Source organism: Corynebacterium marquesiae (genome assembly GCF_030229635.1).
In the GTDB taxonomy this organism is placed as follows: Bacteria; Actinomycetota; Actinomycetes; order Mycobacteriales; family Mycobacteriaceae; genus Corynebacterium; species Corynebacterium marquesiae.
The window spans coordinates 50398-66317 of record NZ_JASPII010000007.1 but is presented as its reverse complement, the minus strand read 5'-3'; the positions used below and the strand labels follow the sequence as shown (position 1 = coordinate 66317).

Annotated in this window: 14 protein-coding genes; 11 read left to right on the top strand and 3 right to left on the bottom strand. The window is 62.1% G+C overall.

Going from position 1 to position 15920, the window contains the following annotated elements:
- Positions 1-39: 39 nt before the first annotated feature.
- Entirely contained in the window at positions 40-1326 is a 1287-nt protein-coding gene (gene eccB / locus QP971_RS06145) for a type VII secretion protein EccB (RefSeq protein ID WP_284811110.1), read from the top strand.
- On the opposite strand, the gene QP971_RS06140 is transcribed toward eccB, so the two are convergent.
- Positions 1316-2464, bottom strand: coding sequence for a S8 family serine peptidase (locus QP971_RS06140; protein ID WP_284811109.1), 1149 nt, complete (start codon positions 2462-2464; stop codon positions 1316-1318). The two genes, eccB and QP971_RS06140, sit on opposite strands and share 11 nt — an antisense overlap.
- The gene (gene eccD, locus QP971_RS06135) at positions 2464-3891 is read right to left on the bottom strand and encodes a type VII secretion integral membrane protein EccD (RefSeq protein WP_284787137.1); all 1428 of its coding nucleotides are present in this window, start codon (positions 3889-3891) and stop codon (positions 2464-2466) included. Before eccD ends, QP971_RS06140 begins: the two co-directional genes overlap by 1 nt.
- A gap of 154 nt (positions 3892-4045) precedes the next feature.
- Here eccD and eccCa point away from each other — a divergent pair, with 154 nt between their 5' ends.
- From eccCa to QP971_RS06085, 10 genes are all read left to right on the top strand, one after another.
- On the top strand, positions 4046-7765 hold the full coding sequence (gene eccCa, locus QP971_RS06130; RefSeq protein ID WP_284811108.1) for a type VII secretion protein EccCa: 3720 nt from the start codon (positions 4046-4048) through the stop codon (positions 7763-7765).
- Positions 7766-8890, top strand: a complete 1125-nt coding sequence (locus tag QP971_RS06125) for a type VII secretion-associated protein (RefSeq protein WP_284811107.1) — start codon at positions 7766-7768, stop codon at positions 8888-8890.
- Positions 8891-9031: 141 nt separating this feature from the next.
- Complete coding sequence (locus QP971_RS06120) at positions 9032-9346, top strand: WXG100 family type VII secretion target (protein ID WP_225745954.1); 315 nt, start codon at positions 9032-9034, stop codon at positions 9344-9346.
- Positions 9347-9415: 69 nt separating this feature from the next.
- A complete protein-coding gene (locus tag QP971_RS06115) occupies positions 9416-9703 on the top strand; it encodes a WXG100 family type VII secretion target (RefSeq protein ID WP_005322746.1) in 288 nt (95 codons plus the stop codon).
- 405 nt (positions 9704-10108) lie between these two features.
- Positions 10109-10552, top strand: a complete 444-nt coding sequence (rplM, locus tag QP971_RS06110; protein WP_049378943.1) for a 50S ribosomal protein L13 — start codon at positions 10109-10111, stop codon at positions 10550-10552.
- A complete protein-coding gene (rpsI, locus tag QP971_RS06105; protein ID WP_204610198.1) occupies positions 10552-11085 on the top strand; it encodes a 30S ribosomal protein S9 in 534 nt (177 codons plus the stop codon). Before rplM ends, rpsI begins: the two co-directional genes overlap by 1 nt.
- Positions 11086-11273: 188 nt before the next feature.
- Positions 11274-12617 carry a phosphoglucosamine mutase gene (gene glmM / locus QP971_RS06100; RefSeq protein ID WP_284811106.1) on the top strand — a complete coding sequence of 448 codons (1344 nt, stop codon included), beginning with the start codon at positions 11274-11276 and terminating at the stop codon, positions 12615-12617.
- A 111-nt stretch (positions 12618-12728) separates the two neighbouring features.
- Positions 12729-13040 carry a hypothetical protein gene (locus QP971_RS06095; RefSeq protein ID WP_239661112.1) on the top strand — a complete coding sequence of 104 codons (312 nt, stop codon included), beginning with the start codon at positions 12729-12731 and terminating at the stop codon, positions 13038-13040.
- The gene (locus tag QP971_RS06090; protein ID WP_284811105.1) at positions 13037-14770 is read left to right on the top strand and encodes a hypothetical protein; all 1734 of its coding nucleotides are present in this window, start codon (positions 13037-13039) and stop codon (positions 14768-14770) included. The genes QP971_RS06095 and QP971_RS06090 overlap by 4 nt, the downstream gene beginning before the upstream one ends.
- A complete protein-coding gene (locus QP971_RS06085; RefSeq protein ID WP_269954288.1) occupies positions 14770-15030 on the top strand; it encodes a hypothetical protein in 261 nt (86 codons plus the stop codon). The genes QP971_RS06090 and QP971_RS06085 overlap by 1 nt, the downstream gene beginning before the upstream one ends.
- A 4-nt stretch (positions 15031-15034) precedes the next feature.
- On the opposite strand, the gene QP971_RS06080 is transcribed toward QP971_RS06085, so the two are convergent.
- A complete protein-coding gene (locus QP971_RS06080; RefSeq protein ID WP_284811104.1) occupies positions 15035-15868 on the bottom strand; it encodes a dienelactone hydrolase family protein in 834 nt (277 codons plus the stop codon).
- Between the last annotated feature and the right edge of the window lie 52 nt (positions 15869-15920).

Here is a 15920-nt window from a genome sequence, read left to right as displayed (position 1 = left end):
CTGTGTGCTGGGTGTACACAGACTTTTCGGGGGAAAATCATGGCACGTCCGCTGCCTACTACCAAGGCCCAGGTATCGGGCCATAAATTCTTACGTCGCCGCGTCGAGCATGGGCTCGTATTAGGCGATATCCGCATGATTCACGATCCATTGGCTAGGCGCCGCAAAGCGCTCCTTTTCGGCGGGGTCGGCGTCGCCTTCCTTGCGGTGGGCTCTGGCATGTTGGCATGGCTGCAGCCGAGCCCGCAGCCGGGTGATGCGCCGATTGTGCGCTCGGAGCAGGGCCAGCTCTTTGTGGATGTCAACGACACCTACCACCCGGTATTCAACCTGGCGTCGGCGCGCATTATCGCCGGGCAGGCGGCCGAGGCGCAGACCATTGGGGATGAGCACCTGCAAGAAGCGCTACTGGGCTCACCGGTGGGTATCTCGGATGCCCCTGGGTACCTCGCGGCAGCAGGCGAGACTCCCCAGCAGCGTTGGGCAGCGTGTTTAGCCGGCAAGGATGAGGCGCCGACTACAGAAAACCCAACCAGCATCGGCGGCCACCAGGTTGCGTCGCAAGAGGTTATTGTTCTCGCCGAGCCCGAGCAGAAAAGCCTCGGTGAGGAGCGCGCCGCACTGGTGGAATCCGAGGGCGCGCAGTGGCTTATCACAGAGGAAGGCCGCGTGGCGTTGTCAGATTCCTCCAGCACCGAAGGGCGCGTCGTGCGCCGGGCGCTGGGCGTGGACGATAGTACCCACACCTGGCCCGTGCCACCCGAGCTGCTCAATGCCTTTGCGGAGCTGCCGCCGCTGAACTTTCCGGCTAATCCGCCCGAGGTTGTCGATACTGGGCAGAGCCTGTGGGCGCGTACGCCCGAGGGCGTAGCGGAGCTCACGCCTACGCAGGCGGAGATGCTCACAGGCGTGGGTGCCAAGGAGACGACAGCCACGCCGCAGGAGATTGCCGCGCTTGCCGACGCCCCTTTAGACCTCAACCTTCCCTCCACGTCCTTCCGCTTCTTAAGCCCGGACGATGGCTGGATGTGTGCTGGTAACGAGGGCGGCGGGGTAGTGGTACCTGCCCAAGCAGGCACCATCGCCTTGGCAGGTGAGTCGGTGGCCCATCGCTTTGGTGGGCTCAACGCCGGTGGCGTAGGCGTAGACAGCGGCCATGGCTATCACGTGGTCTCACCCACGGGGCAGCGGCACGAGGTCAAGGCCAAAGAGACTTTGGAAGCCCTTGGCACCGGCGTGGGCGCGCAGGTGCCGTGGGAGATCCTGCGCTTGCTCCCGGAAGGCTCCGCGCTGAACCGTGAGCAGGCGCTGCAGGTTAGTTCTTAGGCCGTAGCCCGCGCCACACGGCCCACGCAGCAAGCGCCAGCGTTAATCCACCTAGCACCCAGGCAGTGCGTGTTGGGGTGCGGGAGTCGCCTTCGTCAGTGGGGCGGATTGTCATAGCTCGGGTATCGACGTCCGCGCCCGCTTCCACGTGGGTGAGCACAGTGAGCGGGTCGATGAAGCCATGTCCCGGTTCCGCGGCGTCCTCCAAGCGTTTACGGAGGGCGGCCGGGCTATCGTCGGGAAAGCGCTGTGCCAAGAGGGCAGCGGTGCCGCTGACCACCGGCGCGGAAAAGGAGGTGCCATGGAACTGCGCCGTTCCGTCCGTGCCCTCCTTACCATCGGCCCACCCACCCGCGGGGTCGAGCGCTAACGGAATGAAACCTTGCGCAGCAAGCTGGGGTCCGTCGGCTGAATTCAGTGAGTAGTCAGCGAGTTCGTGTGAATCCGCTAGGGCGCTTACAGAGAGCACCGTTGGCGAATCCGCCGGAAAGACGCGGTCACCCATCTCGCAGCTGCCAGAGGACGCATTGCCCGAGGCAGCGATCACCACGGCGCCGGAGTCTTCCGCATGCGCCAAAGCGCGTTCCAATCGGGAAGTATCGACCTGCGCGGCCACATCTGGCGGAACGCAGGAAACAACCGAAATGTTAATGACGCGGGCACCGGCATCGGCAGCGTCATCGATGGCGCGGGCCAAGGTGTCCAGCGAGCCGGTGGTACTGTCCTCGGCTTCTTGGCGGTAGTGCGCGCTGGTCTGGCGTACAGCGTAAATCTCTGCTCGCGGAGCGATACCGATATCGTGACCGGCGATGACACCGGCCACGACGGTGCCGTGCAGGTCGCAATCGCGATGTGGCTCTGGGGCCTCGGGCGCGACAAGATCGGCGCCACTGCTGAGATGCCGCAGTTGATCGTGACGGGCCACGCCAGTATCGATAACGGCTACTTTGACGCCTTCCCCGGTAGCAAAGGAATGTAGACGGGCCCGGTAGTCTAACTGCTCCTGGCTTGGTTGGGGCGAAAGCGGTGAGGAATGCGCGGTGGCGCATTCGCGGTCCGGTTCGCGCGCGGCCGCGTAGGGAGCAGCAGTCAGTCCTGCAGCGAATGCAACTACTAAAGCGGTGGGCAGTACGCGCATTATCCAAGCCCCCTAATGAGCACGAAGACACCGGCTAGGTGCGCGGCCAGCGGCAAACTAGCGGCAATGGCGAGGGATTCTATGCGCTCAAACCACGCGATGGTGGTGGGCTCGAGCCCGGCCACCTTGGGTGCCCACAGCGGGGCGCTCAGCATGGCGAGGAGAACCAGGCAGGCAACAAGGATCTGCGCCCAGGCATCGGTAAGGCCGGAATCCGCTACCCTGTGGGTAGCGCACAAGCATGCAGCGAGACAGGCGGTCATCGCCAGCAGCATCAGGGCCCAGCTAGCCAGCACACGACCGTGCCGGGCAGCATGCATGACGACGGCACCCGCGGTGGTCACGCAGAGTGCTTGGACGAAGCCCACGCCGGTGTGCTCAGCACCAAAGAGCACCGCAACGTACTCGGAGAGGGAATCGGGCGCGCCGCTAGCCGGCACCAACGCCGAACCACTGCCCGTCAGCGAGAGGGCGATAAGGGCCGGAATGAGACAGAGCGACAGCCCAAAGCACATTCCCTCATAGGCGCTGCCGGCGCGCCGGGCGCGGATATCGATATCCGGCTGGACGGCATCAGAAACCGCGAGGTCTTGGCCGGCAGTGGGCAGCTGCGGGACTTTGAGCCCAGCGGTCGCAACGGTCAGCGCAGGAGCTGCGGCCAGCAGGATAATGCCGGCGATCACCACGCAAGCGGCTGCCGCCGTACCGTGGCTGCCCTGGAGACCCGTCCCTGGTCCGGGCAGCAGGTAGCCCACAGCCGCGACCAACAACAGCACTGAGACGGTGAGTGCCACGGCAGTAGTGCGAACCGTGCTCAACCCGGTGACGTGGCAGGCAAGCAGCACGATGAGGAGGGCGACGCAGGCGGTGAGTGCGGCAAAGGGGGCTTCGCTAAGCGAGGGCGAAATCACCACCCAGCCGCACGCCATGCCGGCTACCAGGCTAAGGTGCACCAGTGATAGGGCACGGGTCCACAAGGCGAGCAACAGGGCTCCAGCGGTCAACGCCGCCCACGCCGCTAGGGGAAGGGTACTAACCCACACTAGGGCGAAGGCGGCAAGCAGCCCTGCCCAAGCCCAGATGGTGGGAAGGGCGGCGGTAGTATCCTCTTCAGCCGCGGCGGCGAGCGATTCCGCCGCATCCCGAATCACCGGTGCAGACCGGCGCTCGCGCGGACTAATAACAAGAATTGAGCCTTCCGTGAGCACAGTGGCAGCCAACGGGGCGGTGAGATCGATGGCGCGGCCGGAGGCTGTACTGGCGCGCCAAGGTTCAGAAATGGTGGGCGCATCCACCAAGTCAGTGATCTCCGCCAAAAGCTCGCCCACGCTGGAGCTTAGCGGTAACGCCACGTCCGCCTCCTTGTGGAAAGCGCCGGCATGAATGCGAACGGTAAGGCGCAGATGATGCGCCGTTGCAGTAGTCATGATGTCCCCCGAAAAATGTATGGATTGTGGGCGTCCCCCTTGCCCAATGCCACATATTGTGGCTTACTAGTGGCGACGTGTCCACCGCAGCGCGGGGAATCTTGGCAGGGGGCCAAGGGCGCTTGGCGCGTGGCTCGGGGGAGGTTATTTAGGCATGCTTGGGATCGGGGATACCCGCGTCATTGAGCCGTTGACCATGCCACTGCGGGATGCTGCGCCGCCGCTGCCCACCGGCAGCATCGAGGCGGAGGAAGTCCCGGAGGCGGTGCGCCCGCAGCCGGTGCCGCTGGTGCGGCTGCTGCTTCCGGTGGTGATGATTGCGGCTATGCTCGGCATGGTCGCCCTCATGGTGTTAGGCGCTGGGGAATCCCGGCAGGTTAGCCCGATGGCCTTGATGTTTCCATTGATGATGCTGGCGAGCATGGCCATGATGTTTGGGCCCAATAACAGCGGGCAGGATCCGGATGAAACCCGGCGCACTTACCTGCGCCACATCAAAGCCTTGCGCGAAAAGGCGCTGCGCAATGCCTCGGCGCAGCGTGCACATGAAAGTTATCGCCACCCGGCACCGGTGGAACTCAGCACTCTAGTTGGCTCGCGCCGCATGTGGGAGCGGGGCCCGGATGACTCGGACACCCTCGAGGTACGCGTGGGAACTGGACCAACGACTTTGTGCACCCCCATCAACGTGCCGGATTCGGGCGCCACGGAAGACCTGGACCCGGTGTGTGCGGTGAGCATGCGCCAGACCATTAAGGCAGTGGGCACCGTTCCCGATATGCCGGTGGTTATCCAACTGCAGGCCTTTCGCTTCTTGTCCGTGTCCGGAATGGCGTCGACTCGGGGCGAAGAGCCCGCAGATCCCTCCCGCGATATGGTGCGTGCAATGGTGCTGCAGATGGCGGTGGCGCATGGCCCGGAAACCTGCGGTATTGAGGCCATCGGTGGCCAGTGGGAGTGGCTGAAGTGGCTGCCCCATGCGCGCACACCGGAAAAGGCGCGCTTTCGCATCCTCATAGTCGATGGCGTGCTGACCACGGGAACCGAAGACTTCTTCCACGATGATTCCTATACCACCATCATTGAGGTTGGTGGGGCGCCGTCTTCGGCGCTGGGGGTACGCGCCGAGCACGAAGGGCTAAGCCTAGTGGCAGGGGAGCAGCTGCAGGTGGTCACCGCGGCAGGGGTGGAAGACCTTGGGTCTCCCGATGGGATGAGTGTGGCCGGCGCTACGTTGCTCGCGCGCAGTATGGCCTCCTATCGCCGCCCCGATAGTACTTCTGGCCGGCGCGGCAGTGACCTTATGGGCCTTCTGGGCTATCGCGATGTGGAAGAGCTAGCGGCTAGCGGCATGTGGCATGGCCGGGAGGGCTCGGCGCGTCTCATGGTGCCCATCGGCATCGATACGGTGGGCCAGCCCGTCACGGTGGATCTCAAGGAATCTGCCCACGGCGGTATGGGGCCGCACGGCCTGTGCATCGGCGCGACTGGCAGCGGAAAGTCAGAACTGCTGCGCACCCTTGTCACCGCGTTGGCGGCTACCCATAGTCCGGACGAGCTTAACCTCGTGCTCGTGGATTTCAAGGGCGGTGCGACATTCTTAGGATGCGACCGCCTGCCGCATACTTCCGCGGTGATTACCAACCTGGAGGAGGAATCTACGCTGGTAGAGCGCATGTACGATGCCATCTCCGGCGAGATGAACCGACGCCAAGAGCTGCTGCGCACCGCCGGAAACTTTGCCAATGTCAGTGAGTACAACGCTTCTGCCACCGCCGTGCGTGAGCACGGGCCCTTGCCGGCCTTGGTTATCGTCGTCGATGAGTTCTCGGAGCTTTTGGGCCAGCACCCGGACTTCGCGGAACTCTTCGTCGCCGTCGGCCGCTTGGGGCGCAGTCTCCACGTGCACCTGCTTTTGGCCTCCCAAAGGCTCGAAGAAGGCCGCTTGCGGGGGCTAGATTCCCACTTGTCCTACCGAATCGGCCTGAAAACCTTCTCCTCAGCGGAATCCCGCCAAGTATTGGGCGTGACCGATGCGTACCACCTGCCCGGCCAGCCCGGCGCGGGCTACCTCAAATCCGATGCTGAAGCCTTGACCCGCTTCCAAGCCTCCTACGTGTCTGGGCCCCTGCCGCGCCGGGCGCTTGCCGAGGATTCCGGGGACCACCCCGCTCCAACCCGCGGCCGCGTGCAGCTCTTCCATGGCTGGTCCCAGGAAGAGGACAATACTAGCGCTGCGGTGGTTCTCGATGACTCCACCACTGTGCTTACCGAGGTCGTTCGCGCCGCGGCGGAAGAGGCCCACATGCGCGATCAATCGGCGCACCGCATCTGGCTACCGCCGCTACCGCCGGTCATTGAGCTATCCGCGCTGCCAGGGCTTTCCGGTGTACATGCCGCGGGTGCAGAATCGCTCGCAGCGGATCAAAGGCAGCTGTGCGCGCCCATCGGCATTATCGATAGGCCGTATTACCAACGCCAGGATGAGCTGATTATTGATTTCACCCAGCACGGCGGACACATGGCACTGTGCGGTGGCCCGCAGTCCGGTAAATCGAGTGCGCTGCGCACGATCGTCTCTGCGCTAGCTCTACGGCATGACCCGCAGACGGCACGCTTCTACGTCATCGATCTTGGCGGCGGTCAGCTAACGTCCCTAGAGCGCCTGCCCCACGTAGCCGGAGTTGCCGGGCGCGAGGAGGGCGAAAAGGTACGGCGCATCGTCGACGAAGTAGCTGGGTTTATCCGCCGCCCAGAACGGTGCGCAACCTTCCTTGTCATTGATGGCTGGCACCACATTGGTACCTCCAACGCCGAGTTTGAAGACATAGCGGAGAAGGTCACCGAGATCGTCGCCGATGGTGCCTCCGCCCACGTGCATGTCATCATTGCCACTTCGCGGTGGACCACGATGCGCCCGGCTATCCGCGACCTCATTGCCAATCGCCTCGAGCTGCGCCTGGGTGAGGCTTTGGATTCGCTCATCGACCGCAAACTACAGCACAAGCTCCCCAGCGCGCCGGGCCGCGGGCTCACCTTGGCGGGTGAGAATATGCTCTTAGCTCGCACCTCCAACCAGGACATCGCCCACATCTGCCGCGTGCATGCTGCGGCTGACCCAGTTCCACAGCTCAAGATGCTGCCCGCCGTGCTTACTCCGTCCGCCCTCGCGGCTCAAGAGGGCGTGCCCACCGGCGAGATCACCTGGGGCATCGGCGGGCGCGACCTCGATACGCTGACCTGGAATCCGTCTCGTGAACCGCACCTTGTGGCAATCCGGGCGCAGGGCTGTGGCAAGTCCACCTTCCTGGCGCAGATCATGCGCGGCATTAGCGACTTTGCGCGGGAAGACGCCCGGCTCGTCGTCATCGACCAGCGCCGAGCCCACCTGGGAACCTTGGACCAGAACATGGTTGCTGCCTACGCCGCGACGCAGTCGAGTGCGCAAGAGACCATTGTCGATACTGTCCGGACCCTGGAATCTCGCCTGCCTGGCCCGGGCATTACCCCGGCGCAGCTCGCCGCACGAGATTGGTGGCAGGGCCCAGACATTTACCTAGTCATCGATGATGCGGACCTGCTAAGCGATATCGCTCTCTCGCCGCTATTGGAGTTGCTTCCCCATGCCCGCGACATTGGCCTGCACCTTGTTATCGCTCGCAAGTCCGGCGGCATCGGCCGTGCCCTCTTTGGCCAATTCTTTTCCGCGGTGCGCGATCTGCAGCCGGCGCTGCTGCTTTTCGACGCCGACCGGGACGAAGGAACCATCTTCGGACTCAAGCCCTGCCACCAACCACCCGGCCGCGGTCAGTGGAGCATCCGCGGTGAAAACCTCGGCGTCGCCCAAGCGGTGTACCTAGAAGGAGAAAAGTAAATGACCACCAATCTCAGCGCGAATGCGCCAACCGACACCCCTATCCCTACTGGTGGGGAGACCACCGCCAGCCCCATTACCGTCACCATCTTAGATGCGGCCACCATCTTTGAAGGGCCCGAAACGGTCTACCGCTATGACCTTCCGGGAACCGGCATTGTGGAAGGCTGGGCCTTAGGCCAAGTCATGGATCAGATATCCAAGATGGCGGGATCGTCCTGGCCCGACGTGGAAGCCTGCGTGGTGGCAGACTCTTCCGGCACGGGCATTGCGCAGGAAGCTACCACCATCATTTGCCGGCAATTGGAAGTCACCGGGGTGCGCCTCTTCGACTCAGAACCAGCCATCTCCCCGCCAGCAGCCCCAGACCCACCCGCTCCGCGTTCACATCCAGTCAGCGATGCCTCAGAATCGGCACCGCCCACCGCTGTGATGGAGATGCCTGCCTACGACGAGCCGGTAACGCCACGTTGGACCGACCGCCTGCGCGGTTGGCTCGGGGCCATTGATATCTTTCATGTCGCAATCGCGGTGGTCATCATCGCCGTGGCCGGAGCTTCCTGGTGGGCTATCGGTGCCCAGGCTTCCGGTGATGGTGACGCCGCTTCGGATACAGTGCGCCCGCAACCGCGCGCCGCCGAGCCAAGCCGCGAGAACGCAACAGAGTCCGCGCTGGCCTCGCCACAGCCGGGTACGGCGGGTGCGCCGGAATCCGGCAGTGACGAATTGAGCCCAGGTGAAAAGCGCTTAGACGTGGAGGGAATGTCAGTAGTCGTCCCCAGTGGGTTCCACACCAAGGTGGAAGATGGCCTGGTCACCGCCACCGGGGAAGACCCGAACCTACGCATCCTGCTGGCGGCGGATGAGATGTTTAACGTGCCGGCGGATGCCTTGTTTAAAGAAATTCACGCGCAGGTTGACGAAGATCCAGCGCTTCGCGATGCCACCGATGAGGCCGGGCGACTGACCTATACCGAAGACCCTGGGGACGGCTCCTTGGTGGAATGGACTACCTGGGAAGACCGTGGGCACCAGATGTCCGTGGGGTGCCATACCCGGCATAACTCCAACGCCGTTCAAAAAGCGGCTTGCCGTATGGCCACGGAAAGCCTAGTCAAAAAATAGTCTTAAAAACTTTGCCTAGCCGGGAACCGTTTGGCGGAAAGTTCAGTCCAATAAAGGTGAGAAAGCACAGATGCGAAGCACAGCTGCTTTTTCGGGGGAAATACACACAATCTCATCCGCCCTAAGGAGGGGCGCACTCTTATGTCTCAGACTTTCAAGACACAAGCCGATGTCATGATTGCCACCGCCGGCAAAGTCGATAACACCAATGATGAAGTCCAAGGTGAGCTCACCCGCCTGCAGGGCGTCGTCGACTCCGTCCGCGGCAGCTGGGCCGGCCAGGCGCAGGTCTCCTTCGATGACCTGATGCAGCGCTACAACACCTCTGCGCAGCAGCTGCGCGAGGCCTTGGCTTCTATCTCTGACAATATCCGCAGCAATGCCCACAATTTCGACAACGTGGAAGCAGAAAACACCCAGGCCTTCTCCAACGTGGGCGGCGGGCTCGCCCTCTAAACCGCACCGCACACTTCACTACTCCGCAGCCTCAAAGCTATAGATTCACAGAAGGGAATCCATCACCACATGTCCGAGATCAAGTACGAATTCGGTGCCATTTCTTCCGCCGCAGCCGATATCAACGCCACCTCTGGTCGCATCAACAGCACTCTGGCAGATCTGAAGGCGCGCCTGCAGCCGATGGTGAGCACCTGGGAAGGCGAGTCCGCCGTGGCTTATAACCAAGCACAGGCCAAGTGGGATAAGGCGTCGCAAGAACTCAACACCGTGCTCGCCACCATCTCCAAGACCGTCTCGCAGGGCAACGATGCAATGAGCGACGTCAATCGTCGCGCCGCCGCAAGCTGGGGCTAAATCCACACCCTGTTCGCACAGTTCTACGCTGTCCCCGTCGGAGCTGCGGTGCCACTGACCACACCCGCGTGGCAGGAGGCGGACGCAGCCGCAGCCTCGACCAAGAAACCAGCGTGAATACTCCTTTTCTAGTTCTTTTCTCTTGCTATCTCTTCCATTCTTTGAAGTCGTACCTTTCTAGTCCGTACCCACGAGCCGGCACCTCCCGTTTGAGCCGCGGAAGGTGCCGGTTTCGGTGTTTTGGTCTTTGGGCAGGTGAGCAAGTAGGGTAGGAAACCTATGTGTTCGCTCGTCGGCAAGCAGCTGGCGAAGCGCTCTCTGCAGGTCTCCACCGGCCGCTGTACGGGAGTGAATGGATGCTTAGCGCTGGCCGGCAGTTCCGAGACAGACTTTCAAGGAGTCAAATTGTCTACTTTCCACCCAAAGAGCGGTGACATCACCCGCAAGTGGTACGTCATCGACGCTACTGATGTGGTGCTGGGCAAGCTCGCTTCCACCGTTGCAGACCTGCTGCGCGGCAAGCACAAGCCACAGTTCGCACCGAACGTTGACGCTGGTGACCACGTCATCATCATCAACGCTGACAAGATCCACGTTTCTTCCAACAAGCGCGGCCGTGAGATGCGCTACCGCCACTCCGGTTACCCGGGCGGCCTGAAGTCCATGACCCTGGGTCAGTCTTTGGACGCCAACCCGGTTCGCGTTATCGAAGAATCCGTTGCCGGCATGATGCCGCACAACAAGCTCTCCCGCGCTTCCATCAAGAAGCTGCACGTCTTCGCAGGCGAAGAGCACCCGTACGCCGGCCAGAAGCCGGAAACCTTCGAGTTTAAGCAGGTGGCACAGTAATGTCTGAGCAGAACATCGACAACAACGTAGCCGACGCTGCTGACATCGCTGCAGCAAGCGCCGCTACCGAAGAGTTCACCAACACCATCGGTGATTCCATTGCACCGGCCGAGACCGAAGAGGTCGAGGCTGCCGCTCCGGTACACGAGGGCCCGATCCAGACCGTCGGTCGCCGTAAGCGCGCCGTCGCACGTGTTCGCCTCGTTGCTGGCTCCGGCCAGATTGTGGTTAACGGCCGCGAGTTCGGCGAGTACTTCCCGAACAAGCTGCACCAGCAGGACATCCTCACTCCGCTGACCCTGCTGGAGCGCGAGAACCAGTTCGACCTCAAGGTCACCGTTAACGGCGGCGGCCCAACCGGTCAGGCTGGCGCCCTGCGTCTGGCTATCGCTCGTGCACTGAACATCTACAACCCGGCTGACCGCACCGCCCTCAAGAAGGCTGGTCTGCTCACCCGAGATGCTCGTGCAGTTGAGCGTAAGAAGGCCGGTCTGCACAAGGCACGTCGCGCACCGCAGTACTCCAAGCGTTAATCTCGCTTCTACTGCGCGCGCAAGCGCTACGCAAAGCCGCTGCTTCCTTTGGGAGGCGGCGGCCTTCGTCGTTTTATGGAGCGCGGAAGGAGGGAATGTCGCTCATTCCGTCGATAAACCAAAAGCTTGCCTCCGCCTAAACCGCCCCAACATGCAATCGATGGGCACAGGAGTGCATAATTGACTGCATGTCTCGACTTTTTGGAACCGATGGCGTTCGCGGCCTCGCGAACAAGAAGCTGACCCCAATTCTGGCCTTGCAACTAGGCCAGGCCGCTGCGGAGGTATTTACCGCCAAGCGTGAATCCTACGAGCGCCAGCCGCTGGCCATTATTGGCCGCGACCCACGTGTTTCTGGCGAGATGCTGGATGCGGCGATTGCGTCCGGTCTGGCTTCCCGCGGCGTGGACGTGGTGCGCGTAGGCGTGCTGCCAACCCCAGCAATTGCTTACCTGACGGATGATTATGGTGCGGATTTGGGCGTGATGATTTCCGCCTCCCACAACCCGATGCCAGACAACGGCATCAAGTTCTTCTCCGCAGGTGGCAAGAAGCTGCCGGACGAGGTAGAAGATCAGATTCAGGCCACCATGGAAAACCTCACCGAGGATGGCCCGACTGGCACCAAGCTGGGCCGCATCATCTCGGAGGCCCCAGACGGACGCGAGCGCTACCTCAACCACTTGAAGGAAGTAGTCTCCACCGACCTCAGCGGCATCAAGGTGGTCGTAGATACCGCCAATGGTGCGGCCTCCAAGGTTGCTCCGATCGCCTACGAGGCGGCTGGCGCAGAGGTTATTGCTATCCACAACAAGCCGAATGCTTTCAATATCAATGAGGACTGCGGTTCGACACACATTGAAAAGGCCCAGGAGGCCGTCGTCGAGCATGGCGCCGATCTGGGCCTGGCACACGATGGCGACGCTGACCGCTGCCTGGCTGTGGATGCCGAGGGCAATGTTGTTGACGGTGACCAGATTATGGCACTGCTGGCCGTAGGCATGAAGGAGGATAATGACCTGCGCTACAACACCCTGGTAGCAACCGTCATGTCTAACCTGGGCCTGAAGCTAGCCATGCAGGAACAAGGCATTGAGGTGCGTCACACCGCAGTAGGCGACCGCTATGTTCTGGAAGAGCTCAACCGCGGCGATTTCTCCTTGGGCGGCGAGCAGTCTGGCCACGTCGTGTTGCCAGATGATTGCACGACTGGCGACGGCACGCTTACTGGCCTGTCCATCATGGCTCGCATGGCCAAGTCCGGGAAGTCCCTAAAGGAATTAGCATCGGTGATGACCGTGCTGCCGCAGGTGCTCATTAACGTGCCGGTTTCTGATAAGGGCGTCATCATGGACGCCCCCGAAGTACAAGAAGCCATTGCCCAGGCCGAGGAAGAACTTGGCGAAACCGGCCGCGTCCTGTTGCGCCCCTCCGGCACTGAGGAGGTTTTCCGCGTCATGGTGGAGGCCGCCGATAAGGAGCAGGCTCGCAAGGTTGCCGGGAGGCTTTCCGCCATCGTTTCCTCGGTCTAGGACAACCGCCGGGGCGGAAGAATTTTGGCCTCCTAGGGAACCATTTGGCGCAATCCCCAGTCCAATGAAGGTGAGAACTTTTACCGCATATGGATTTGGGGGAATACACCAGTGTCTGAGGTTTTTCTTCGCCCCTCGGAGGCGATGTCCGCACTACGGCAGGTCGTAGCCGATAACGATGAGCAACGCGATGCCCACCGGGCCGAGGTACCGGATTTTCCGGTGGCCGCGGCTGGGCGCAACTTTGGCGGCCACGGTGAGCGCATTCGTGATGTCTTGGCGCGCATCCATGAGCGCGGCGGGCAGAGGTTGGATAATTTATCCGCCACCGCCCACGCCGCCCATGAACAGGTGCGCGCCTTTGCCGATTTTGATGAGTCCTTCGGCAGCTCCTTTGCGCGCGGCGGGGAGGCGAACAAGTGAGTACGCTGACCAAATCCTTGTTGGGGGACTATTCCAACGCGATTTCCCAATTCCAATTCGCATGCTTGGGAAGCTACCCGGGCCCCAGCATGCCGATGAATTTACTGGGGGAGTTAGTCGGTGCGGTCGATGGCATCGCGCCCGAAAACCTGGTGAAAAACACCGTCACGGCGGTGGGCGGTAATCGCCCGAAGGGAGGCGGTGCTGGACTAGCGGGCTATTTGCAGCAGGATGATTCCGAGGTTGCTCAGGGCGCCATGCGGGAGCACCTGTGCGGCGTGCAGGAAGACTTCGACATTGACCGCCAAGATGCCGCACATCTCACCAGCTCGGCGGAGCAGTGCTCGGGCGCTATTGCCGACGTCGTCGATGTCTCCGACACCGCCCTTACCGAGCTCATCTCTGCGGTCATCCCATTGCTGAATATCTTGTCCATGGTGGCCACCAAGCACCCGCTGGCCCGGTTTATCATCCCGATTCTTTCCACCATCGGCGGGCGCGTTATCGAAGAGACGAATCACAATATCGCTAGCACCTGCCGCGACCGCGATGATGCGATTGAGTCCTGCTATAACGAGTTTGAATCGCGCTGCGAATGCGTCTGTGAGCGTCCGATGCCGGAAGAATGCCCGACGCCGGCTAAGCCTGCAGATGGTGCCTGCCCTGCACCGGTAGAGCAATGCCCGGACACTCCTATTCCCACTAAGCCGACGCCGAAGGAAGAATGCCCGCCCCCGCCCTCGCAGCCCACCGAGCCGGCCCAAGTGGAGTGCCCTCCAGAACCCACGCCTCCTTCGCCACCACCAGTTCCACCAAGGGAATGCCCCGAACCGGAGCCGGAGCGGACTAGCACACCTAGTCCCGAGCCTTCAGCCAAGACGGAAGTGCACACGGAGATCACTGCAGAACACGGTCTCGGCTGCCATTGCCAAGAGTGCATCGAGCAATCATTTACCGAGCGTTCATCGCAGTTCCAGCGCGAAGTAGAGATAACTAGGCCGGCACAGGCGGAGATCATTCCGCCGCAGGAGCCGCCAGAACAGCCACAGCAAGTAGAAGAGCCGTGCCCGGAACCTGAACCTCAGCCAGAGCCGAAACCTAAACCAGACTTGGATACGGAGCCCGCTTCTGAATCGGGCGCAGGCGAGGAAACGCTCTGCCCAGAAAGTACCGCGGAAAGTACCGAAGAATGTGTGGAAACGACCCAAACCAGCTCAGAAGGCTGTGGAATTGAATCCTCCTGCAGTGGCAGCCTCGGCATGGTGGGGGCCGGAATCGCTTTGGTAGGCGTGGGACTCATTGTGGAAGGCGCGGCGCAGTGCTTGGAGATCATGTCGGAGGCGGATTGCCCAGTGCAGGAACCTGAACCGGACCCCGTTCCTGAGGCGGAGCTTGAGCCAGAACCTGATCCCTGCCCGGAACCTAAACCAGAGCCAGAGCCAGAGCCCAAACCGGAGCCAATTGGTGATGATGGCGTCATGACTCCGCCTCCTGAGCTGTCTCAGGTAGAGGAGCCAACGCCGCCACCAGAGAAGGTGGCACACCTCCCGGCGTCCGGTCCAGCGGAGGCGCCGGCATCGCCACCAGCCCCAGCTCCTGAACCAGCACCGCAGCCGACTCCAGAAGAAGCCTCAGCGCCGGCGCCAGCACCGGCACCAGCACCGCAGCAGGAGGCGGCGCCCGCGCCAGAAGAACCAACCATTAAGGCACGAAAGGCAGGTCAGTGGTAATGAATAACGACTTCGCAGAATTTGCGCAGGGCTTTCGGGAAAGGACGGCTAAACGCCTGCTGGAATTTGAAAAAACGCTGGCGAAAGCGCAGGACGAGCTAGAAAAGTCCGCGGATAAAGCCATGCAGGAGGCGCGAAGGGAGGAGGGCCAGGTGGGGCGTCGGCAAGCGGCGGCGGTGCCAAGGCCCCGATATGGCGCTGCCCCAGCGCGCTCACGGAACGCGTCGGGGCAGGTGCAATCTGTGCTGCGGCGGGGTTAATTACTTAGGCGTCGCGGGTGACGCCTGCGCGCTCGGCCAAGTCCTCGCCTACGAGGCTTTGGACCTTCTTCGCGCTGGCCTCTGGATCCGTAAAGGCGTCATAGGTGGAATCGCCATTGAGGGTGGCCAGCAAGAATCCGGTGACCAAACCGCGGGCGATTTCGGTGGGGCCGGATTGGAATGCGTCGGTTCCGATGGCCAGCTTGCGCAGGCGATCCTCGGTAAAGCCAGCGTGACTGCCCTTGTCGATGGCGCGGAAGCAGACTGGGCCATTCCAGTTATAGGCCAGCTTGGCGGGGTTGCCGGCATTGAAAATGTCTTCCTGGCCGGCGCCAATGACCAAGCCCGGGGTATTAATGCGGCGGGCCGCCTGCACCGCAGACGGCGCGGTGATGGAAGGGTAAATGGCGGCGACGGCGGCGACCTTCTGGTTATCCAAGGCGCCAAGCACGGCCGTACCACCGCCCATGCCGTGGCCAATCATGCCGAGCTTGCCCGGGGAGACCGTAATATTTCCGGTGCCAAGTTTTACCCCAGCGGCAATCTGCAGCGCGGATTCCATATCCGCGGCCAGGTTGCGGTGGTTGGGGAAGGGGCCGGTCTCGGAATCGGGGGCTACCACGACGATGCCCCAGCTGGCCAAGTGGCGCAGGGTGGCGTGGTAATCCTTAATCTTGTGCATCCAGTCATGGCCAAAGGCCACGGCGGGCAGGCTTTGGCCCTCCGCGGGGGTATAAACCTTGCCAGTGATTCCGGCATAGTCAAGGTCGCCAACCAAAACTCGGTTGCGACCACGCTTCGACAACGTTGCTAGATGTTTATTCAAATTCGCAGACACGCATTCCAGGATAGATGAAGATCACCCGCTAGGCGGGAAAGGGTGCGGGTTT